Consider the following 20,161-nt stretch of genomic DNA (forward strand, 5'->3'; position numbering starts at 1 on the left):
CCCATTAACGCCTAAAATCGACGTCCCTCTTTCGTTAAGGATAACGACCATGCTGCGCGCATTTTTCCGCCTTCTTCGTCGCGTTTGTTTTTCCCGCCGGATTCTTAAGATTGCCTGTTTACTGTTGCTTGTAGCAGGCGCGACGGTTTTTATCAGCGATCGGGCGATGGTCAACGCCAGCCAGCAACTAACATGGAGCGATGTCAACGCAGTTCCGGTACGTAACGTGGGGTTATTGCTGGGAGCAAAGCCGGGTAATCGCTACTTTACCCGACGTATTGATAGCGCCGCAGAGTTGTACCACGCCGGAAAAGTGAAGTGGCTGTTGGTCAGTGGCGATAACGGACGAAAAAATTACGATGAAGCGTCAGGAATGCAGCGGGCGCTCATCGCTAAAGGCGTACCGGCGAAAGTCATCTTCTGCGATTATGCCGGATTCTCAACGCTTGATTCGGTGGTGCGCGCCAATAAAGTGTTTGGTGAGAACCATATCACCATTATTTCGCAAAAATTTCATAACCAACGCGCCATCTGGCTGGCAAAACAGTACGGCATCGATGCTATCGGTTTTAATGCCCCTGACCTGAATATGAAACAGGGTTTTTATACTCAACTGCGGGAAAAACTCGCTCGCGTCAGCGCGGTGATTGACGCCAAAATCCTCCATCGCCAGCCGAAATATCTCGGGCCGTCGGTCATGATTGGGCCATTTAGCGAACATGGCTGTCCGGCGCAGAAATAATGCGTATCCACGCACGCCGAAGATGAAAAAGGCGTGCTACATTGACGACAGAATCCCTTTATGGAGTAACCACGCGTTATGATACGTTTCGCCGTGATTGGCACGAACTGGATCACCCGCCAGTTCGTCGAGGCCGCCCATGAGAGCGGCAAATACAAGTTAACCGCCGTCTATTCCCGCAGCCTTGAACAGGCCCAGCACTTCGCCAATGATTTTTCTGTCGAGCATCTGTTCACTTCGCTGGAAGCGATGGCGGAAAGCGATGCCATTGACGCGGTGTATATTGCCAGCCCGAATGCCCTGCATTTTTCCCAGACGCAGCTTTTCCTCAGTCACAAAATGCATGTAATTTGCGAGAAACCGCTGGCGTCGAATCTGGCGGAAGTGGATGCCGCTATTGCCTGCGCGCGGGAAAATCAGGTGGTGCTGTTTGAAGCATTTAAAACGGCCAGCCTGCCTAACTTTCATTTGTTACGCCAGGCGCTGCCGAAAGTCGGCAAATTGCGTAAAGTCTTTTTTAACTACTGCCAGTACTCTTCGCGTTATCAACGTTATCTCGACGGCGAGAATCCCAATACCTTTAATCCGGCGTTCTCTAACGGCTCGATCATGGATATCGGCTTTTACTGCCTGGCGTCAGCAGTGGCGTTATTTGGTGAGCCGAAAAGCGTGCAGGCAACCGCCAGTTTGCTGGCAAGCGGCGTGGATGCCCACGGCGTGGTGGTGATGGATTACGGTGATTTCAGCGTTACGTTGCAGCACTCCAAAGTCAGCGATTCTGTACTGGCAAGCGAGATTCAGGGCGAAGCGGGATCACTGGTAATTGAAAAACTTTCCGAGTGCCAGAAAGTCTGTTTTGTACCGCGTGGCAGCCAGATGCAGGATCTCACCTTGCCGCAGCATATTAATACCATGCTCTACGAAGCAGAGCTGTTCGCCACTCTGGTGGATGAGCATCTGGTAGATCATCCGGGTCTGGCAGTCAGTCGTATCACCGCCAAACTGCTGACCGAGATCCGCCGCCAGACCGGGGTGATTTTTCCGGCAGATAGCGTAAAGCAATAATTGTTACCGTAAAGCAGTGTAAAAGGCATGTAACAGACCATTGACTGGATGAATGGTCTGTCATACTTTGTTACCTGCAAAGGGGAGTAACTTCATTGCCGGTCGATCGTCATTACGATGTGTGAAAAACCACATCCGGTCACCGGGCAACCCGAAAGGAATACGCAGACGTATTCCTTTTTTGTTGTAAGTGAGACCTTGCCGGAAGGCGAGGTCTATGCATAAAAAGCAGCGGCTGACGTCTTCCGACGTTGGCCGTTTTTTTATGTGTAAGGAACTTCTATGAATACTGTCGGCACGCCGTTGTTATGGGGCGGATTCGCTGTCGTTGTCGCTGTTATGCTGGCTATCGACCTGTTGTTGCAGGGGCGTCGGGGTGCGCACGCTATGACCATGAAACAGGCTGCAGCCTGGTCACTGGTTTGGGTGACGCTGTCGTTACTGTTTAACGCCGCTTTCTGGTGGTATCTGGCGCAGACACAGGGACGCGAAGTCGCGGACCCGCAGGCGCTGGCCTTCCTCACTGGTTATCTGATTGAGAAATCTCTGGCGGTTGATAACGTCTTTGTCTGGCTGATGTTGTTCAGCTATTTCTCTGTTCCGGCGGCATTACAACGCCGCGTGCTGGTGTATGGCGTGCTCGGGGCGATTGTCCTGCGTACTATCATGATCTTCACCGGTAGCTGGCTGATTTCGCAGTTCGACTGGATCCTGTATATCTTTGGCGCATTCCTGCTGTTTACTGGCGTGAAGATGGCATTGGCCCATGAAGACGAATCAGGGATTGGCGACAAGCCGCTGGTACGCTGGCTGCGGGGTCATTTGCGCATGACCGACACCATCGACAACGAGCACTTCTTTGTGCGTAAGAATGGCTTGCTGTATGCCACGCCGCTGATGCTGGTGTTGATTCTGGTGGAGTTAAGCGACGTGATTTTCGCCGTGGATAGCATTCCGGCAATCTTCGCCGTCACCACCGATCCGTTCATTGTGCTGACCTCAAACCTGTTTGCGATACTCGGCCTGCGTGCGATGTATTTCCTGCTGGCGGGCGTGGCGGAGCGTTTCTCGATGCTCAAATATGGCCTGGCGGTGATTCTGGTGTTTATTGGTATCAAGATGCTGATTGTCGATTTCTACCATATTCCGATCGCCGTCTCGCTGGGCGTGGTGTTTGGCATTCTGGTGACGACGTTTATTATCAACGCGTGGGTGAATTATCAGCATGATAAGCAGCGGGTAGAGTAATTCGCTGTATATTAAGCCATTACTGGAGATAACTCATTCCAGACAAAGATGAGCTATTAATTATGTAATCGACTTATAGCTCGTTACAAAAAGACCGCAGGGATGCGCGGCGAGGGCGCGTTTTACAGGGATGTTACCTCGCGCCCGTACCCGATAGCCGCAAGGGATAAGCTGAGGGAACCGCGCGGCGGCGATTTTGTTCGCCAGAGCCCGGGGTGCAGGGGGCAGCGGCGATTGGCCGCCCCCTGCGCGCTCCCTGCGCCAGTGACTTTATATGGCATTGCACATTAAAGGAGCGCAACCGTTCTCATACTCCAAATAGTTTTGCCCATATGTTATCTAATCAGCCTTAGTAGTCAGTCCTTCCCTCTGTTTATGTCAAATAAATGTAACAATTAAGTTGCAAAACATGACCTCTCTTTAAAATCCAGTATTTTTAGCTTCCCGAACCCACAACTTTCCTTATACTCAACCTTGCAAATACTTTGTTACATCCTGAAAGATGCGTCGACAGAACGCACCAGGGATGTGCGACAACACAACGAAAGGATCGAAAAATGACTACGCAACGTTCACCGGGGATATTCCGGCGTCTGGCTCATGGCAGCCTGGTAAAACAAATCCTGGTCGGCCTTGTTCTGGGGATTCTCCTGGCATGGATCTCAAAACCGGCGGCTGAAGCTGTCGGCCTGTTAGGCACCCTGTTCGTCGGCGCGCTGAAAGCTGTAGCGCCAATCCTGGTGCTGATGCTGGTAATGGCTTCCATCGCTAACCACCAGCACGGACAAAAAACCAATATCCGCCCTATTCTGTTTCTCTATTTGCTGGGTACTTTCTCCGCTGCACTGGCCGCAGTTGTCTTCAGCTTCGCCTTCCCTTCTACTCTGCATTTATCCAGCAGTGCGGGGGATATTACCCCCCCGTCAGGCATTATTGAGGTCATGCGCGGGTTGCTGATGAGTATGGTTTCCAACCCTATCGACGCCCTGCTAAAAGGTAATTACATCGGGATTCTGGTGTGGGCGATTGGCCTCGGTTTTGCCCTGCGTCATGGTAACGAGACCACCAAAAACCTGGTCAACGATATGTCGAATGCCGTCACCTTTATGGTGAAGCTGGTGATTCGCTTCGCGCCGATCGGTATTTTTGGCCTGGTTTCTTCTACGCTGGCAACCACAGGGTTCGACACGTTGTGGGGTTATGCGCAACTGCTCGCGGTGCTGGTTGGCTGTATGCTGTTGGTGGCGCTGGTGGTTAATCCACTGCTGGTATGGTGGAAAATTCGTCGTAATCCGTTCCCGCTGGTACTGCTGTGCCTACGTGAAAGCGGCGTGTACGCCTTCTTCACCCGTAGCTCTGCGGCGAATATTCCGGTGAATATGGCGCTGTGCGAAAAGCTGAATCTGGATCGTGATACCTATTCCGTTTCTATTCCGCTGGGAGCAACCATCAATATGGCGGGCGCGGCGATCACCATTACGGTATTGACGCTGGCAGCGGTCAATACGCTGGGTATTCCGGTGGATCTGCCCACGGCGCTGCTGTTGAGCGTGGTTGCTTCTTTGTGTGCCTGTGGCGCATCAGGCGTAGCAGGTGGTTCTCTGCTGCTGATCCCGCTGGCCTGTAATATGTTCGGTATCCCAAACGACATCGCCATGCAGGTGGTCGCCGTCGGCTTTATTATCGGCGTATTGCAGGACTCCTGCGAAACCGCGCTGAACTCGTCAACTGACGTGCTGTTCACCGCGGCAGCATGCCAGGCGGAAGATGAGCGTCTGGCAAATAGCGCCCTGCGTAATTAATGCTTAACCCCTTTCGTCTACGGCGGAAGGGGTTTTCTCTACTTTAAACGGATCAATTCCCCTTTTCTGCATCCGCCAGAAACGAATGATATTCAGGCCATTCATCAACAGAAAACTGCCTTCAATCATCGTGCCACCAATCGACCCGGCCCAAAAGTTGTGAATCACCCAGCAACACGTTGAAAACCACATCACGCAGCGCATAGTCAGCCCTTTACAGCGAAACAGCGCCCAGGTACTGACGATCGTGCCAATAACCGGCAGCAATTCAACAGGATGATGGAACTTCGCCAGGCCAATTCCGCCAGTGAGCACAATGAAGATTGTCATCACCCATAAGCTGCGCGTGCGTAGGGTAATCAGTGTACGGATGGCGTTAAGGATGGCACTGGCACCGGCAGGATAGGTGCCCAGGAGAAAGAAATGCACGCCGATAACGGCGCTATAGACCGAAAGCTGCTTTTTGAAGCGACGTTCGTCACGGTTGAAAAATGTTGTGATACCAATCAGAAAGGCGATGACACCCACGCCCTGGGCCAGCCAATACGCGGTCATGATAAATCCTTAGCAGGTATGGAAAAGCAAACGGCGCTTCACATTATGAAACGCCGTTTTTTATTAACAACTCATTTCGATCTTATAACGTTACGCCGCTTTTAAAGATCGCCAGTTCGCGGAAGTCGTTACGCTCGTTGCAAGTTTGCTTACCGTTGGCAAACTCAACGATGGTGTCGATAAACTCTTCCAGCAACTGCGGCATCGCTTTACCGTGGATCAACTGACCCGCGTCAAAGTCGATCCAGTGTTTTTTCTTCGCCGCCAGTTCGCTGTTGGTGGCGATTTTCACTGTTGGAACAAAACCACCATACGGCGTACCGCGACCAGTACTGAACAACACCATATGGCAGCCTGCGCCCGCCAGTGCGCTGGTTGCCACGGCATCGTTACCCGGCGCGCTTAACAGGTTCAGTCCCGGCGTTTTCAGACGTTCGCCGTAACGCAACACATCAACCACTTCACTGGAACCCGCTTTCTGAGTACAACCAAGTGATTTGTCTTCCAGCGTGGTAATACCGCCTGCTTTGTTCCCCGGTGATGGGTTTTCGTAGATCGGCTGGTCATGGGCAATAAAGTACTGTTTGAAGTCGTTAACCATAGTGACCAGTTTTTCAAACGTCGCTTCATCGCGGCAATGACTCATCAGCAACTGCTCTGCACCGAACATCTCCGGCACTTCTGTCAGTACGGTAGTACCGCCATTAGCAATCACGTAGTCAGAAAAACGCCCCAGCATCGGGTTAGCGGTAATACCAGAAAGACCGTCGGAACCGCCGCACTCCAGACCAAACTTCAGTTCACTGAGTTTGCCCGGCTCGCGCTTGTCGTTGCGCATCACGTTATACAACTGATGCAGATGTTCGATCCCGGCTTCGATTTCATCGTCCTGCTGCTGGCAGATCATGAAATGAACGCGTTCAGGATCAATATCCCCCAGCGTTTCGCGGAAAGCATCAACCTGGTTGTTTTCACAACCCAGACCAATCACCAGTACTGCGCCCGCATTCGGATGGCGCACCATGTTTTGCAGCATAGTACGAGTATTGATGTGATCGTCGCCCAACTGCGAGCAGCCGTAGGTGTGGCTGAAGAGGAACACACCATCAGTCCCTTCGGCGTTGTTAGTTTCTTTCAGGAAACGATTCTGGATCTGCCGCGCGATGCCATTGACACAGCCAACGGTCGGCAAGATCCACAACTCATTACGCACCCCGACATCGCCGTTAGCGCGACGATAGATCTGTACTTCACGATCTGCCGCTTGTGCTGGCAGATCGTGAAAATCAGGTTGATAGCGATACTGATCCAGATCGCTCAGATTCGTGCGCGTATTGTGGGCGTGAACGTGTTCCCCCGCCGCAATATCCGCCAATGCATAACCAATCGGCAGACCATATTTAATGACGTTGGCTCCTTTTGCGATATCCGTTAACGCAAATTTATGTCCACGAGCGACGTCCTGACGCAGTGTAACAGTCTGGCTATCGACACTGACTTCTGTGCCTTCAGCCAGATCCGCTAAAGCGACCGCGACGTTATCCAGCGCATGGATCTTGATGTATTGCATATCAACCCCAGACCTTAGTTCAGTTCAATGGCGAAGTAGTCACGCGCATTGTTAAAGCAAATATTTTTCACCATCTCGCCCAGCAGGTTGATATCCGCCGGTGCTTCGCCTGCTTCCACCCAGCGACCGATCATCTGGCACAGAATGCGGCGGAAGTATTCGTGACGGGTGTATGACAGGAAACTACGGCTGTCAGTCAGCATACCGACAAAGCGGCTCAGCAGACCGAGCTGCGCCAGTTGGGTCATCTGACGTTCCATACCGTCTTTCTGGTCGTTAAACCACCAGCCGGAACCGAACTGCATTTTGCCCGGCATACCTTCGCCCTGGAAGTTACCGATCATGGTGCCCAGCACTTCGTTATCGCGCGGGTTCAGGCAGTAAAGAATGGTTTTTGGCAGCAGGTTTTCTTCGTTCTGTTTGCTCAGCAGCTTAGACAGTTCTTCCGCCATCGGACGGTCGTTGATGGAGTCGAAGCCTACATCCGGCCCCAGCAGTTTGAACTGACGCAGGTTGTTATTACGCAGTGCGCCAATGTGGTACTGCTGCACCCAACCGCGACGTGCGTATTCGGCACCAAGGAACACCAGTACCGCAGTTTTAAACTGTGCCACTTCGTGCTCACTCAGAGTTTCACCAGCCAGACGGCGTGCCAGGATGCTATCCAGTTCCGCTTCGTTCGCTTCGGCAAACATCACCACATCCAGCGCGTGGTCAGACACTTTACAACCGTGAGCGGCGAAGTGATCCAGACGTTTGGTCAGGGCGGTTTGCAGATCAGCAAAGCGGCGAATGTCGGTGTCGGAAACTTCGCCCAGCTTCGCCATATAGTCGTTAAAAGTCGCCTGTTCGATGTTGAAGGCTTTATCCGGACGCCAGCTCGGCAGCACTTTAATGGTGAAAGAACCGTCTTTGGCGATCTCTGCGTGATGTTCCAGAGAATCAATCGGATCGTCGGTGGTGCCAACCATTTTCACGTTCATCTGCTGCATGATGCCGCGCGCGGAGAAGTTATCCTGCGCCAGCAATTCGTTACATTCGTTCCAGATCTCATCGGCAGTCGACGGAGACAGCAGTTTACCGGTGATACCAAACGGACGGCGCAGTTCCAGATGCGTCCAGTGGTATAACGGGTTGCCGATAGTGTGTGGAACGGTCGCCGCCCACGCATCAAACTTCTCACGGTCAGAGGCATCACCTGTACACAAGCGTTCAGCCACGCCATTGGTACGCATTGCACGCCATTTGTAGTGATCACCTTTCAACCAGATGTCATACAAATTCTTAAAGCGATAATCTTCTGCGATCTGCTGCGGCGGCAAATGACAGTGGTAATCGAAAATCGGCTGGTCTTTTGCGTAGTCGTGATACAGGCGGCGGGCAAATTCAGTATCTAACAGGAAATCTTCAGTCATAAACGGAGTCATTTTCGTCTTCCTCTCAACGAGTGAGCTAGCTTGCTTATGGTGCGATGCTGACAAAGTTATCACACCAATTTCCAGAGCCAGAAGATATTTTCGTGAGTTAGATCAATAAACGTAGTTAAAAAAATTACTCTCAAAGTGGTAAACACCGCCGCAAGCCGCGCCATTTCTGGCCTCGTCATTATCCAGTAATGTCCCTACAAATATTCGCACATTTGTGATGGCTCTCACCTTTTAAAGTTGTATGACAAGTTATCTTTCTGCCGTCGCAAATCATAAGTCGACGGAATGCAAATTGCTGATTCATTCATTTGTTAGATGAATCGGGTTGACCGGTACGGAAGCCGAATTAGCACGAAACTTTCATGGCAACGTTCGGGGCGTGCCGGTTTTTTTTCGGTTACCCGGTCGTAACTAACATCTTCAGCCTCTGGCGGGATGATGGCCGCGATTCCTGCGGATATAACAAAACGATGAGGTTTTACATGCGTAAAATTAAAGGGTTACGTTGGTACATGATCGCACTGGTGACGCTCGGCACCGTGCTTGGCTACCTGACGCGTAACACTGTAGCGGCGGCTGCGCCAACTCTGATGGAAGAGTTAAACATCTCCACCCAACAGTATTCCTACATCATCGCAGCCTATTCTGCTGCTTATACGATCATGCAACCGGTAGCGGGTTATGTACTGGATGTTCTGGGTACAAAAATCGGTTACGCGATGTTTGCCGTGTTGTGGGCAGTGTTCTGTGGCGCTACCGCGCTGGCGGGTAGCTGGGGCGGCCTGGCGATTGCTCGTGGTGCAGTAGGTGCTGCTGAAGCGGCAATGATCCCGGCGGGTCTGAAAGCCAGCTCCGAATGGTTCCCGGCGAAAGAGCGTTCCATCGCAGTAGGTTACTTTAACGTTGGTTCTTCAATTGGCGCGATGATTGCACCGCCGCTGGTAGTATGGGCAATCGTAATGCATAGCTGGCAGATGGCATTTATCATCTCTGGTGCATTGAGCTTTATCTGGGCGATGGCATGGCTGATTTTCTATAAGCATCCACGCGACCAGAAGCATCTGACCGATGAAGAACGCGACTACATTATTAATGGTCAGGAAGCCCAGCACCAGGTTGGCACGGCGAAAAAACTGTCCGTTGGTCAGATCCTGCGTAACCGTCAGTTCTGGGGTATCGCACTGCCGCGCTTCCTGGCGGAACCCGCCTGGGGTACTTTCAACGCGTGGATCCCGCTGTTCATGTTTAAAGTTTACGGCTTTAACCTGAAAGAGATCGCTATGTTTGCCTGGATGCCGATGCTGTTTGCTGACCTCGGTTGCATCCTCGGTGGTTACCTGCCGCCGCTGTTCCAGCGCTGGTTTGGTGTGAACCTGATCGTGTCCCGTAAGATGGTTGTAACGCTGGGTGCGGTACTGATGATTGGCCCGGGTATGATCGGTCTGTTCACCAACCCGTATGTAGCGATTATGCTGCTGTGTATCGGTGGTTTTGCTCACCAGGCACTGTCTGGCGCGCTGATTACGCTCTCTTCTGACGTGTTCGGTCGTAACGAAGTGGCAACGGCAAACGGTCTGACCGGGATGTCCGCATGGCTGGCAAGTACGCTGTTTGCGCTGGTTGTGGGTGCACTGGCTGACACCATCGGCTTCAGCCCGCTGTTCGCGGTACTGGCAGTGTTCGACCTGTTAGGCGCGCTGGTTATCTGGACGGTATTGCAGAACAAACCAGCGATTGAGGTGGCGCAGGAAACACATAACGATCCCGCACCGCAACATTAACGCAAAGTATAAGTTTTAGTTTCCCTTCGAAGCCGCCTTTTCAGGCGGCTTTTTCATCACTGCGAGTAGAGCAAATCTCGCAAAAGTGGTATAACAAATATAGTCTGCTGTATCATGCCTGGAGCGCATATGGAAATCTCTGAACCACGCCGTTTGTACCAACAACTTGCTGCTGACCTGAAAGAGCGCATCGAGCAGGGCGTCTATCTGGTGGGTGATAAATTACCCGCCGAACGTTTTATTGCCGATGAAAAAAACGTCAGCCGCACCGTGGTTCGTGAAGCCATCATCATGCTGGAAGTAGAAGGCTATGTAGAGGTGCGTAAAGGCTCAGGTATTCATGTGGTTTCCAACCAGCCTCGCCATCAGCAAGCGGCTGACGATAATATGGAATTTGCTAATTACGGTCCGTTTGAGTTGCTCCAGGCACGCCAGCTCATCGAAAGCAATATTGCTGAGTTTGCCGCTACCCAGGTCACTAAACAGGACATCATGAAACTGATGGCCATCCAGGAGCAGGCACGCGGCGAACAATGCTTCCGCGATTCCGAGTGGGACTTGCAGTTTCATATTCAGGTAGCCCTGGCAACGCAGAACTCGGCGCTGGCAGCCATCGTTGAGAAAATGTGGACCCAGCGTAGCCATAACCCGTACTGGAAAAAACTCCACGAACACATTGATTCTCGTACCGTCGATAACTGGTGCGATGACCACGATCAAATCCTTAAAGCGCTGATTCGCAAAGATCCCCATGCCGCTAAACTGGCAATGTGGCAGCATCTGGAAAACACTAAAATTATGTTATTTAACGAAACCAGTGATGATTTCGAATTCAATGCTGACCGTTACCTGTTTGCTGAAAACCCGGTTGTACATCTGGATACGGCTGCCAATAGCAATAAATAGCCCTCTCTTCTGACAGGCGCTGCCAGGTGCCTGTGCGCTTTATCAGTAAGCGAAAAGTATAAAGTGTCAGCCTGTGTAAATCCTCTCGCCACCCTCCCCTGCAATCAGCAAAATCAGACCCCACGGACATGTAATTTTGATAACGAACAACGTTGACCTTTGTTACAATTAGATTCAATTTGAATTTATGCTATTAAATGTTTTCTTATCTCACGTTTTAACAGGGAATAGTTCAGGCCGTGTTGGTGTCCCGACCCGCAATCCATACAAAAACAGTAATAACCTGGCGGGAGTGCATCATTTAAAACCGGCGTGGCGTTAACCGATTCACCAGGAATAATGAATGGAACTTTTGACCCAATTACTGCAAGCCCTGTGGGCGCAGGATTTTGAAACGCTGGCCAATCCATCGATGATTGGCATGTTGTATTTTGTCTTGTTTGTAATTTTGTTCCTTGAAAACGGCTTGCTTCCGGCAGCCTTTTTACCGGGCGACAGCTTACTGGTGTTGGTCGGTGTATTGATTGCTAAAGGCGCGATGGGGTATCCGCAAACGATTCTGTTACTGACCGTTGCCGCCAGCCTTGGCTGCTGGGTCAGTTACATACAGGGGCGATGGCTGGGCAATACCCGCACCGTGCAAAACTGGCTTTCCCATTTACCCGCGCACTATCACCAACGCGCACATCATCTTTTTCACAAACACGGTTTATCCGCGTTGCTGATTGGCCGCTTTATTGCGTTTGTCAGAACATTACTGCCGACTATTGCCGGGTTGTCAGGGCTGAATAATGCCCGTTTTCAGTTCTTCAACTGGATGAGCGGTCTGCTGTGGGTGTTGATCCTGACAACCTTAGGATACATGCTCGGCAAAACGCCGGTATTTTTGAAGTATGAGGATCAGCTCATGTCATGCCTGATGCTGCTCCCGGTGGTACTGCTGGTGTTTGGTCTGGCAGGTTCTTTGGTTGTGTTATGGAAAAAGAAATATGGAAATCGGGGGTAAGGGATGCAAATACCTCGCATGTCGCTTCGTCAGCTAGTCTGGTCCGGCGCTGCTTTACTGCTGGTCGGCACGCTGCTGCTGGCCTGGTCCGCGGTTCGTCAGCAAGATTCAACGCTGGCGATCCGTGCCGTTCATCAAGGCACGACGATGCCAGACGGTTTTTCCATCTGGCATCACCTTGACGCTCACGGCATTCCTTTCAAAAGCATCACTCCCAAGAATGACACTCTACTGATTACATTTGATTCCAGCGACCAGAGTGCCGCCGCAAAAGCTGTTCTCGACAGAACATTGCCTCATGGCTACATCATTGCACAGCAGGACAATAATAGTCAGGCTATGCAGTGGCTGACCCGGCTGCGAGATAACTCTCATCGCTTCGGATAACTTCCTGTTATCCGAAACATATCACTCACTTTGGTGATTTCACTGTTACTGTCTATGATTAATGAGGCGGTGGTTAACACTACCGCTTCGTTGTCTGGACAATCGTTCCTCTGTAATGGGTCCGAGTCACAATGGAAGGTTCAAGAATGAAATACCGCATCGCTTTAGCTGTTTCTCTTTTTGCTCTTAGTGTCAGTAGTTATGCCACTACTCTTTGTCAGGAAAAGGAGCAAAATATCCTTAAGGAGATCAGCTATGCTGAAAAACACCAAAACCAGAATCGTATCAACGGCCTGAACAAAGCCCTTAGAGAAGTACGGGCCAATTGTTCAGATAGCCAACTGCGAGCCGATCATCAGAAGAAAATCGCAAAGCAGAGAGATGAGGTAGCGGAACGCAAACATGATTTAGCCGAGGCCAAACAAAAAGGCGATGCGGATAAGATTGCCAAACGCGAACGGAAACTGGCAGAAGCGCAGGAAGAGCTGAAAAAGCTGGAAGCGCGCGCCTACTAATCCACAATAGTCACTACTTACTCACCTGGAGAAAACTATGTCGAAAGAACACACTACGGAACATCTGCGTGCTGAGTTGAAATCCCTGTCTGATACGCTGGAAGAAGTACTAAGCGCTTCAGGAGAGAAGTCGAAAGAAGAGTTGAGTAAGATTCGCAGCAAAGCGGAGCAGGCACTGAAACAGAGCCGTTACCGTCTGGGTGAAACCGGTGATGCAATTGCCAAACAGACCCGTGAAGCGGCGGCACGTGCCGATGAATACGTGCGTGAAAATCCGTGGACAGGCGTAGGCATTGGCGCTGCCGTCGGTGTAGTGTTGGGCGTTCTACTGTCTCGTCGTTAATTATGGCGGACACTCAGCACGCGCAAGGGCCCGGTAAAAGCGTTCTGGGCATCGGGCAGCGAATTGTCACTATCATGGTTGAAATGGTGGAGACACGTCTGCGGCTGGCGGTGGTTGAACTGGAAGAAGAAAAAGCCAATATCTTTCAGTTATTACTGATGCTGGGTCTGACGATGCTTTTTGCTGCATTTGGTCTTATGAGCCTGATGGTGCTGATTATCTGGGCGATTGATCCGCAATATCGCCTGAATGCAATGATTGCCACCACCGTGGTGTTGTTCCTTTTAGCGCTGATTGGCGGTATCTGGACATTACGCAAGTCGCGGAAATCGACCCTGTTGCGCCATACGCGCCATGAACTGGCGAACGATCGGCAACTGCTCGAGGAGGAGTCCCGTGAGCGGTAAAGTCGAACGTGAACGCCGCAAGGCACAGCTACTTAGCCAGATCCAGCAACAACGGCTGGATCTTTCCGCCAGTCGTCGTGACTGGCTGGAGGCAACAGGCGCTTACGATCGTCGCTGGAATATGCTGTTGAGTTTGCGCTCCTGGGCGCTGGTTGGCAGCAGCGTGATGGCTATCTGGACAATTCGCCATCCGAATATGCTGGTTCGCTGGGCCAGACGCGGTTTTGGCGTCTGGAGTGCCTGGCGTCTGGTTAAAAGTACGATTAATCAGCAGCAGCTTCGCGGTTAATTACCTCTCTGGCCGGAGTCATTCCGGCCTTATCCCTCAAATTTTTTGAAAATTTTTGACAGTTTTCCTTGCTAACAATCACCATTCACTACGTTTATGCTTCTCTCCATCGACAGCAACGACGCTAATACCGCGCTCTTGCAGAAAAAAACAATCAGCGGCCTGAGTGGCGCAGTGGAGAGTAAGATGAAAAAATTAGAAGATGTTGGTGTACTGGTAGCGCGTATTTTAATGCCAATTCTGTTTATTAGCGCAGGTTGGGGGAAAATTACCGGTTATGCAGGCACGCAACAATACATGGAAGCGATGGGTGTCCCGGGCTTTATGCTGCCGCTGGTGATCCTGCTTGAGTTCGGTGGCGGTCTGGCAATCCTGTTCGGTTTCCTGACGCGTACCACCGCACTGTTTACCGCTGGCTTTACACTGTTGACGGCATTTTTATTTCACAGCAACTTTGCCGAAGGCATGAACTCGCTAATGTTTATGAAAAATATGACTATTTCTGGTGGATACCTGCTTCTGGCGATTACCGGTCCGGGCGCATATAGCATCGACCGCCTGCTGAATAAAAAGTGGTAAGCACAGGCTATACTTAACGATAAAAAACGAGGAGGAAGCTCCTCGTTTTTGCTATTGGAGGAGAGAAAAATGGGTCAACTGATTGACGGTGTCTGGCATGACACCTGGTACGACACAAAATCCACCGGCGGTAAATTTCAACGTTCAGCTTCCGCATTTCGTAACTGGCTCACTGCCGATGGCGCGCCTGGGCCGACTGGCAAAGGTGGTTTTGTCGCAGAAAAAAACCGCTACCATCTCTATGTTTCACTCGCCTGCCCGTGGGCACACCGCACGCTGATTATGCGTAAACTCAAAGGTCTGGAACCGTTCATCTCTGTTTCCGTGGTGAACCCACTGATGCTGGAAAATGGCTGGACCTTTGATGACAGTTTTCCAGGTGCAACCGGCGACACGCTCTATCAACACGAGTTTCTGTATCAGCTTTACCTTCATGCCGATCCGCACTATAGCGGTCGTGTCACCGTTCCCGTGCTGTGGGACAAAAAGAATCACACCATCGTCAGCAACGAATCAGCGGAAATCATCCGCATGTTCAATACCGCTTTTGATGCGCTGGGTGCGAAAGCTGGTGATTACTACCCGCCTGCACTGCAAACGAAAATTGACGAACTCAATGACTGGATTTACGACACCGTTAACAATGGCGTCTATAAGGCCGGTTTCGCCACCAGCCAACAGGCCTATGACGAAGCAGTAGTAAAAGTATTTGAATCACTGGCGCGCCTGGAACAGATCTTAGGGCAGCATCGCTTCCTGACAGGTAACCAGCTCACCGAAGCCGATATTCGCCTGTGGACCACATTGATCCGTTTTGATCCGGTGTATGTCACCCACTTCAAGTGCGATAAGCACCGCATCAGCGATTACCTGAACCTGTACGGCTTCCTGCGCGATATCTACCAGATGCCGGGGATTGCCGAAACTGTCAATTTCGATCATATCCGTAATCACTACTTCCGCAGCCATAAGACCATCAATCCCACCGGGATTATTTCGATTGGTCCGTGGCAGGATCTCGATGAACCACACGGGCGGGATGTTCGCTTCAGCTAAACAAAGGTACCCTTCACGATGCCTTATTAATTCATCAAGTTAATATTTACTGTAATTTCATTCATGTCTATTCTTAATTTGCTGCTTTAAAAACAAGTGATTGAGCAAAATTGAGGCAAAAATGGACTGGTATCTGAAAGTACTGAAAAATTATGTCGGTTTCCGGGGACGTGCGCGGCGCAAAGAGTACTGGATGTTTATTCTGGTCAACATCATCTTTACGTTCGTGCTGGGGCTGCTGGACAAAATGTTAGGCTGGCAACGCGCCGGTGGCGAGGGCATTCTGACGACCATCTATGGCATTCTGGTGTTTTTACCGTGGTGGGCGGTTCAGTTCCGTCGCCTGCACGACACCGACCGCTCGGCATGGTGGGTGCTACTGTTCTTAATCCCGGTTATCGGCTGGCTGATTATCATCGTGTTTAACTGCCAGGCGGGTACACCAGGTGAAAACCGGTTTGGGCCAGACCCAAAACTGGAACAAGAATAATAATTAAGCACCTTGCAAAAGGTGCTTAATGGATTATTTTGCCGTAAACAATTTAGGGATTTCTCGCAAACACCAGGATTTTGCCTCCCCCATACTGTCGCGACGCCAGGCCATAATAATATCGATTTCGCTGGTCGATTCCGGGCTGACTACACGCAACCGCCCTTCAGCAATATCTTTTTCGACCATCGGGTACGGCATGGTTGCCACGCCAAGCCCCGCCAGTAACGCCTGCCGTTTATCTTCAATGGTGCTGACCGTTAAGCGCGGCTGTTTGTCCAGCAACTGCACCGTCAATACCGGACGCTCACGGGCGGTATCTGCCACCGCGATCCCACGATATTTCACACGCGTAACCTCCGAAAGCGGCTCCGGCTCCTGATGAATCGGGTGATTCGGCGCGGCGACGTAGACATTCATTAAGGTATAGAGCTTGCGCGAGTTGATCTCCGACGAAGAACGAAAATGCATATCCGGCGCGATAACAATATCTGCCCGGCCCTGCTCCAGTCGCTCCCACGCCCCCGCCAGCACCTCGGTGATGATTGCCAGTTGGGTATTGGCTTTCGCCGCCAGTTTGTCGATTAGCGGGAAAAAGGCCGATGTCGGCACCAGCGCCTCGGTCACAATAGTGAGATGTGTTTCCCAACCGCGCGCGAGGGCTTCGGCATCAGTAGTCAGTTTATCTGCTGCCTCCAGCAGAACACGTCCCCGCTCCAGCAACATACGCCCGACATTGGTGAATTTTGTCCGATGCCCCGAGCGGTCAAACAGCACCACATCCAGCTCTTCTTCCAGTTTTTGCATGGTGTAGCTAAGCGCAGAAGGCACGCGTCCCAGCTCATCTGCTGCTGCCGCAAAACTGCCACGGCGATCAATAGCATCCATAACACGCAGTGCTTCCAGCGTTAATGCCCTTTCTTTGGCCATGTCGTTCTCATTCAGGAAATTTGAACATACCGGGCAGAATATCTGGCTAACAATGTAGCGTCCAGCCCCTTACCATAAAAGGAAGTAAAGAGAGGTCAAGAATTATGATTACTACCCGAACTGCCAGACAGTGTGGACAAGCAGACTACGGATGGTTGCAGGCCCGGTATACTTTTTCCTTTGGACACTACTTCGACCCTACATTGTTAGGCTATGCCTCCCTGCGTGTACTTAACCAGGAAGTGCTGACCCCAGGTGCCGCCTTCCAGCCGCGAACCTACCCAAAAGTCGATATTTTGAATGTGATTCTGGATGGAGAAGCAGAATACCGCGACAGTGAAGGCAATCATGTTCAAGCCAGCGCTGGTGAAGCCTTATTGCTTTCTACTCAGCCGGGCGTGAGTTATAGCGAACATAACATCAGCAAGGACAAATCGTTAACGCGGATGCAGCTTTGGTTGGACGCTTGTCCACAGCGGGAGAATCCGCTGATTCAAAAACTGGCGCTTAATATGGATAAGCAGCAATTAATCGCCTCGCCCGATGGCGCGAAGGGTAGCCTGCAACTGCGCCAGCAGGTGTGGCTGCATCATATCGTGCTCGATAAGAACGAAAGTGCGAGCTTTCAACTACACGGCCCGCGTGCCTATTTGCAATCGATTCACGGTCAGTTTCATGCGATTACGCACAACGAAGAGAAAGCGGCGCTGAGCTGCGGCGACGGGGCGTTTATTCGTGACGAGACTAACATTACGCTGGTTGCCGATTCCCCACTGCGCGCTTTGCTGATAGATTTACCCGTCTAGTTGTTTTTACAGGGAGAAGATGGTGAGTAAAAAATCGACGAAGAAACGTCAACAAGTGAAGTCCGTAGTGGCGAAAGAAGCCACCCGCGCTACTAAAAACTTTGGCTATGAAGAGATGTTGAGTGAGCTGGAAGCGATAGTCGCTGATGCTGAAACGCGGTTAGCCGAGGATGAAGCTACCTCGTAAAGACAGGTTGCCGGATGCGGCGTAAACGCCTTATCCGGCCTACAAAACCAACAAATTGCACAATCCGTAGGCCGGATAAGATGCGCCAGCATCGCATCCAGCACCGGGTACAAAACCCAACAAAACCAACAAATTGCACAATCCGCAGGCCGGATAAGATGCGCCAGCATCGCATCCAGCACCGGGTACAAAACCCAACAAAACCAACAAATTGCACAACCCGTAGGCCGGATAAGATGCACCTGCATCGCATCCGGCACCGGGTACAAAACCCAACAAAACCAACAAATTGCACAACCCGCAGGCCGGATAAGATGCGCCAGCATCGCATCCGGCATCAGGTACAAAACCCAACAAAACCAACAAATTGCACAATCCGTAGGCCGGATAAGATGCACCAGCATCGCATCCGGCACCGGGTACAAAACCCAACAAAACCAACAAATTGCACAACCCGTAGGCCGGATAAGATGCGCCAGCATCGCATCCGGCACCGGGTACAAAACCCAACAAAACCAACAAATTGCACAACCCGTAGGCCGGATAAGATGCGCCAGCATCGCATCCGGCACCGGGTACAAAACCCAACAAAACCAACAAATTGCACAATCCGCAGGCCGGATAAGATGCGCCAGCATCGCATCCGGCACCGGGTACAAAACCCAACAAAACCAACCAATTGCACAATCCGCAGGCCGGATAAGATGCACCAGCATCGCATCCAGCATCAGGTATGACATCCGAAATCCGGCGCTTATCTGGCCTTGCTCGCCATAATCTCGATAATCTGCCGATCCGTTTGCTGCATCGAATGGCTTGCCAGCGCACACAGATTGGCAATCGACTGCTCAACATCATGCGCCACAATGCCTTCATTGCCGGTCACGGCAGTATCATCCAGCGCCATTAACACCGCTTTCCATGCTGCCGAAGCACTGGTCGAAACCTTCATAGCACAACTGTTCGATGCGCCATCGCAAATCATACCGCTAACATCACCGATCATACTGCTGATCGCCATTGAGATCGTTTCATAACGCCCATCCACCAGCCATGCCATCCCGGCGGCGGCCCCCATTGCAGCCGTCGTTGCAGCACACAGCGCAGACAATCGCGGCAACTGGTTATGGATGTAAATCGCGCTCAAATGCGAAAGCATCAACGCGCGCGCCAGACGCTCATCATCAGCACCGAAGTGTTCCGCTACCACTACCACAGGCATTGTCGCGGTGATCCCCTGATTACCAGAACCCGAGTTACTCATCGCCGGAAGCGTTGCGCCGCCCATACGCGCATCAGATGCCGCGCTGGTACGAATCACAATTGACGAAGAGAGATCTTTCGCCAGCAAACCGCGTGCACACTGTTTTTCCAGCGTCGCGCCAATATGCAACCCCCAGTTACCGCTTAAACCTTCCTGCGATAATGCGCAATTTAACTTCGCAGAATCGAGAATAAAGCGAATCGCCTCAAACGGCACTTCATTGACGAACTTCAGGATCTCTGCCAGCGTCGTATTAGACAGCACCGCCAGCGGCGACTCTTGCTCGCCCCCGGCCACACACGCCTGCTGAGTAAACACCACGCCATTGTGCGTCTCAATATGCACAATGTTGGTATGTCCGCCGACGATGGTGACACAAGCCCACTTCTCACCACTCCAGACTTTGGCGCGAGAGAAGAGGATTTCATCGCAAGGCTCCTGGATCTTAACCGACACTTTTCCCGCCGCCAGCAACGCTTTGGCATCGGCAATCGCCTGTGCTGTCGCATCTTTCAGCACTTCCAGCCCAGCTTTGGCATTTCCGCCTAACGCTCCCAGCGCCGCTGCAATCGGCAGCCCCACCATTCCCGTACCGGGAACGGTGACCCCCAGACCGTTCTTCATCAGATTTGGCGAAACCCAGGCTTCTACACGTTCAACCGGACCTTCCAGTTCTGCCGCAGCAACCGCCGCTGCCAGCGCCAGTGAAATAGGTTCAGTACATCCCAGCGCCGGTTTTACCTCCTCCTGTACTGCGAGGATGTAACGCTGCCATAACGGATTTAAAGTCGAATTAAACATAATAA

At 51.5% G+C, this 20,161-nt stretch carries 24 protein-coding genes; 18 read left to right on the top strand and 6 right to left on the bottom strand.

Translation table 11 applies throughout. The annotated features are described in order from the left end of the window. Positions 1-49: 49 nt before the first annotated feature. The 4 genes from A9587_RS06860 to sstT all read left to right on the top strand — a co-directional run bounded on the left by A9587_RS06860 (position 50) and on the right by sstT (position 4,857). Positions 50-742, top strand: a complete 693-nt coding sequence (locus A9587_RS06860) for a SanA/YdcF family protein (protein ID WP_000942580.1) — start codon at positions 50-52, stop codon at positions 740-742. 78 nt (positions 743-820) lie between these two features. Next, on the top strand, positions 821-1,807 hold the full coding sequence (locus tag A9587_RS06865; RefSeq protein ID WP_001517133.1) for a Gfo/Idh/MocA family protein: 987 nt from the start codon (positions 821-823) through the stop codon (positions 1,805-1,807). 282 nt (positions 1,808-2,089) lie between these two features. Further along, positions 2,090-3,055, top strand: a complete 966-nt coding sequence (alx, locus tag A9587_RS06870) for a TerC family membrane protein Alx (RefSeq protein WP_001098824.1) — start codon at positions 2,090-2,092, stop codon at positions 3,053-3,055. Positions 3,056-3,612: 557 nt separating this feature from the next. Further along, positions 3,613-4,857, top strand: coding sequence for a serine/threonine transporter SstT (gene sstT, locus A9587_RS06875; RefSeq protein ID WP_000211634.1), 1,245 nt, complete (start codon positions 3,613-3,615; stop codon positions 4,855-4,857). Between the two features lie 3 nt (positions 4,858-4,860). Here the strand turns inward: sstT and A9587_RS06880 are convergent, their stop codons facing one another. The 3 genes from A9587_RS06880 to uxaC form a co-directional block, all read right to left on the bottom strand. Next, complete coding sequence (locus A9587_RS06880; protein WP_001517134.1) at positions 4,861-5,412, bottom strand: YgjV family protein; 552 nt, start codon at positions 5,410-5,412, stop codon at positions 4,861-4,863. Positions 5,413-5,494: 82 nt separating this feature from the next. Next, complete coding sequence (gene uxaA, locus A9587_RS06885; RefSeq protein ID WP_001199399.1) at positions 5,495-6,982, bottom strand: altronate dehydratase; 1,488 nt, start codon at positions 6,980-6,982, stop codon at positions 5,495-5,497. Positions 6,983-6,996: 14 nt separating this feature from the next. After that, a complete protein-coding gene (gene uxaC / locus A9587_RS06890; protein WP_000187442.1) occupies positions 6,997-8,409 on the bottom strand; it encodes a glucuronate isomerase in 1,413 nt (470 codons plus the stop codon). A 482-nt stretch (positions 8,410-8,891) separates the two neighbouring features. Between uxaC and exuT the strand changes: the two genes are divergently transcribed. From exuT to A9587_RS06945, 12 genes are all read left to right on the top strand, one after another. Then, positions 8,892-10,190 (top strand): hexuronate transporter ExuT, encoded by a 1,299-nt coding sequence (gene exuT / locus A9587_RS06895; RefSeq protein ID WP_001517135.1) that lies wholly within the window; start codon positions 8,892-8,894, stop codon positions 10,188-10,190. Between the two features lie 129 nt (positions 10,191-10,319). Then, on the top strand, positions 10,320-11,096 hold the full coding sequence (exuR, locus tag A9587_RS06900) for a transcriptional regulator ExuR (RefSeq protein WP_000406032.1): 777 nt from the start codon (positions 10,320-10,322) through the stop codon (positions 11,094-11,096). A 187-nt stretch (positions 11,097-11,283) separates the two neighbouring features. Further along, on the top strand, positions 11,284-11,418 hold the full coding sequence (locus A9587_RS25635; RefSeq protein ID WP_420842026.1) for a hypothetical protein: 135 nt from the start codon (positions 11,284-11,286) through the stop codon (positions 11,416-11,418). 21 nt (positions 11,419-11,439) lie between these two features. After that, entirely contained in the window at positions 11,440-12,102 is a 663-nt protein-coding gene (gene yqjA / locus A9587_RS06905; RefSeq protein WP_000422149.1) for a DedA family general envelope maintenance protein YqjA, read from the top strand. 3 nt (positions 12,103-12,105) lie between these two features. After that, positions 12,106-12,489, top strand: a complete 384-nt coding sequence (mzrA, locus tag A9587_RS06910) for an EnvZ/OmpR regulon moderator MzrA (RefSeq protein WP_001166776.1) — start codon at positions 12,106-12,108, stop codon at positions 12,487-12,489. A gap of 146 nt (positions 12,490-12,635) precedes the next feature. Then, positions 12,636-13,004 carry a DUF1090 family protein YqjC gene (gene yqjC, locus A9587_RS06915; RefSeq protein ID WP_010379140.1) on the top strand — a complete coding sequence of 123 codons (369 nt, stop codon included), beginning with the start codon at positions 12,636-12,638 and terminating at the stop codon, positions 13,002-13,004. Between the two features lie 37 nt (positions 13,005-13,041). Further along, complete coding sequence (locus tag A9587_RS06920; RefSeq protein ID WP_000031410.1) at positions 13,042-13,347, top strand: DUF883 family protein; 306 nt, start codon at positions 13,042-13,044, stop codon at positions 13,345-13,347. A gap of 2 nt (positions 13,348-13,349) precedes the next feature. After that, entirely contained in the window at positions 13,350-13,754 is a 405-nt protein-coding gene (locus tag A9587_RS06925) for a phage holin family protein (RefSeq protein WP_001517136.1), read from the top strand. Then, positions 13,744-14,043 (top strand): YqjK-like family protein, encoded by a 300-nt coding sequence (locus A9587_RS06930; protein WP_000015590.1) that lies wholly within the window; start codon positions 13,744-13,746, stop codon positions 14,041-14,043. Before A9587_RS06925 ends, A9587_RS06930 begins: the two co-directional genes overlap by 11 nt. Positions 14,044-14,229: 186 nt before the next feature. Further along, the gene (locus A9587_RS06935; protein WP_000732229.1) at positions 14,230-14,622 is read left to right on the top strand and encodes a DoxX family protein; all 393 of its coding nucleotides are present in this window, start codon (positions 14,230-14,232) and stop codon (positions 14,620-14,622) included. Between the two features lie 69 nt (positions 14,623-14,691). Further along, positions 14,692-15,678 carry a glutathionyl-hydroquinone reductase YqjG gene (yqjG, locus tag A9587_RS06940; protein ID WP_001517138.1) on the top strand — a complete coding sequence of 329 codons (987 nt, stop codon included), beginning with the start codon at positions 14,692-14,694 and terminating at the stop codon, positions 15,676-15,678. A 121-nt stretch (positions 15,679-15,799) separates the two neighbouring features. After that, on the top strand, positions 15,800-16,168 hold the full coding sequence (locus A9587_RS06945) for a DUF805 domain-containing protein (protein ID WP_000384147.1): 369 nt from the start codon (positions 15,800-15,802) through the stop codon (positions 16,166-16,168). Between the two features lie 33 nt (positions 16,169-16,201). On the opposite strand, the gene yhaJ is transcribed toward A9587_RS06945, so the two are convergent. After that, positions 16,202-17,098, bottom strand: coding sequence for a DNA-binding transcriptional regulator YhaJ (yhaJ, locus tag A9587_RS06950; protein ID WP_001041020.1), 897 nt, complete (start codon positions 17,096-17,098; stop codon positions 16,202-16,204). Between the two features lie 104 nt (positions 17,099-17,202). On the opposite strand from yhaJ, the gene A9587_RS06955 reads away from it, so the two are divergent. Together A9587_RS06955 and yhaL are read left to right on the top strand one after the other, a co-directional pair. Next, on the top strand, positions 17,203-17,904 hold the full coding sequence (locus tag A9587_RS06955; protein ID WP_000633605.1) for a pirin family protein: 702 nt from the start codon (positions 17,203-17,205) through the stop codon (positions 17,902-17,904). 22 nt (positions 17,905-17,926) lie between these two features. Next, positions 17,927-18,091, top strand: coding sequence for a protein YhaL (gene yhaL, locus A9587_RS06960; RefSeq protein ID WP_105263787.1), 165 nt, complete (start codon positions 17,927-17,929; stop codon positions 18,089-18,091). A gap of 39 nt (positions 18,092-18,130) precedes the next feature. On the opposite strand, the gene A9587_RS06965 is transcribed toward yhaL, so the two are convergent. Then, on the bottom strand, positions 18,131-18,691 hold the full coding sequence (locus tag A9587_RS06965) for a hypothetical protein (protein ID WP_157943635.1): 561 nt from the start codon (positions 18,689-18,691) through the stop codon (positions 18,131-18,133). Between the two features lie 154 nt (positions 18,692-18,845). After that, positions 18,846-20,156: a cysteine desulfidase gene (gene cyuA / locus A9587_RS06970; RefSeq protein ID WP_105263757.1), complete on the bottom strand. Its 1,311-nt coding sequence runs from the start codon at positions 20,154-20,156 to the stop codon at positions 18,846-18,848. Between the last annotated feature and the right edge of the window lie 5 nt (positions 20,157-20,161).

Source organism: Escherichia sp. MOD1-EC6162, assembly GCF_002965125.1.
In the GTDB taxonomy this organism is placed as follows: Bacteria; Pseudomonadota; Gammaproteobacteria; order Enterobacterales; family Enterobacteriaceae; genus Escherichia; species Escherichia marmotae.

Coding starts and splice junctions, on each gene's coding strand:
- A9587_RS06860 (WP_000942580.1), top strand. CDS start 50: ATGCTGCGCGCATTTTTCCGCCTTCTTCGTCGCGTTTGTTTTTCCCGC.
- A9587_RS06865 (WP_001517133.1), top strand. CDS start 821: ATGATACGTTTCGCCGTGATTGGCACGAACTGGATCACCCGCCAGTTC.
- alx (WP_001098824.1), top strand. CDS start 2,090: ATGAATACTGTCGGCACGCCGTTGTTATGGGGCGGATTCGCTGTCGTT.
- sstT (WP_000211634.1), top strand. CDS start 3,613: ATGACTACGCAACGTTCACCGGGGATATTCCGGCGTCTGGCTCATGGC.
- A9587_RS06880 (WP_001517134.1), bottom strand. CDS start 5,412: ATGACCGCGTATTGGCTGGCCCAGGGCGTGGGTGTCATCGCCTTTCTG.
- uxaA (WP_001199399.1), bottom strand. CDS start 6,982: ATGCAATACATCAAGATCCATGCGCTGGATAACGTCGCGGTCGCTTTA.
- uxaC (WP_000187442.1), bottom strand. CDS start 8,409: ATGACTCCGTTTATGACTGAAGATTTCCTGTTAGATACTGAATTTGCC.
- exuT (WP_001517135.1), top strand. CDS start 8,892: ATGCGTAAAATTAAAGGGTTACGTTGGTACATGATCGCACTGGTGACG.
- exuR (WP_000406032.1), top strand. CDS start 10,320: ATGGAAATCTCTGAACCACGCCGTTTGTACCAACAACTTGCTGCTGAC.
- A9587_RS25635 (WP_420842026.1), top strand. CDS start 11,284: ATGCTATTAAATGTTTTCTTATCTCACGTTTTAACAGGGAATAGTTCA.
- yqjA (WP_000422149.1), top strand. CDS start 11,440: ATGGAACTTTTGACCCAATTACTGCAAGCCCTGTGGGCGCAGGATTTT.
- mzrA (WP_001166776.1), top strand. CDS start 12,106: ATGCAAATACCTCGCATGTCGCTTCGTCAGCTAGTCTGGTCCGGCGCT.
- yqjC (WP_010379140.1), top strand. CDS start 12,636: ATGAAATACCGCATCGCTTTAGCTGTTTCTCTTTTTGCTCTTAGTGTC.
- A9587_RS06920 (WP_000031410.1), top strand. CDS start 13,042: ATGTCGAAAGAACACACTACGGAACATCTGCGTGCTGAGTTGAAATCC.
- A9587_RS06925 (WP_001517136.1), top strand. CDS start 13,350: ATGGCGGACACTCAGCACGCGCAAGGGCCCGGTAAAAGCGTTCTGGGC.
- A9587_RS06935 (WP_000732229.1), top strand. CDS start 14,230: ATGAAAAAATTAGAAGATGTTGGTGTACTGGTAGCGCGTATTTTAATG.
- yqjG (WP_001517138.1), top strand. CDS start 14,692: ATGGGTCAACTGATTGACGGTGTCTGGCATGACACCTGGTACGACACA.
- A9587_RS06945 (WP_000384147.1), top strand. CDS start 15,800: ATGGACTGGTATCTGAAAGTACTGAAAAATTATGTCGGTTTCCGGGGA.
- yhaJ (WP_001041020.1), bottom strand. CDS start 17,098: ATGGCCAAAGAAAGGGCATTAACGCTGGAAGCACTGCGTGTTATGGAT.
- A9587_RS06955 (WP_000633605.1), top strand. CDS start 17,203: ATGATTACTACCCGAACTGCCAGACAGTGTGGACAAGCAGACTACGGA.
- cyuA (WP_105263757.1), bottom strand. CDS start 20,156: ATGTTTAATTCGACTTTAAATCCGTTATGGCAGCGTTACATCCTCGCA.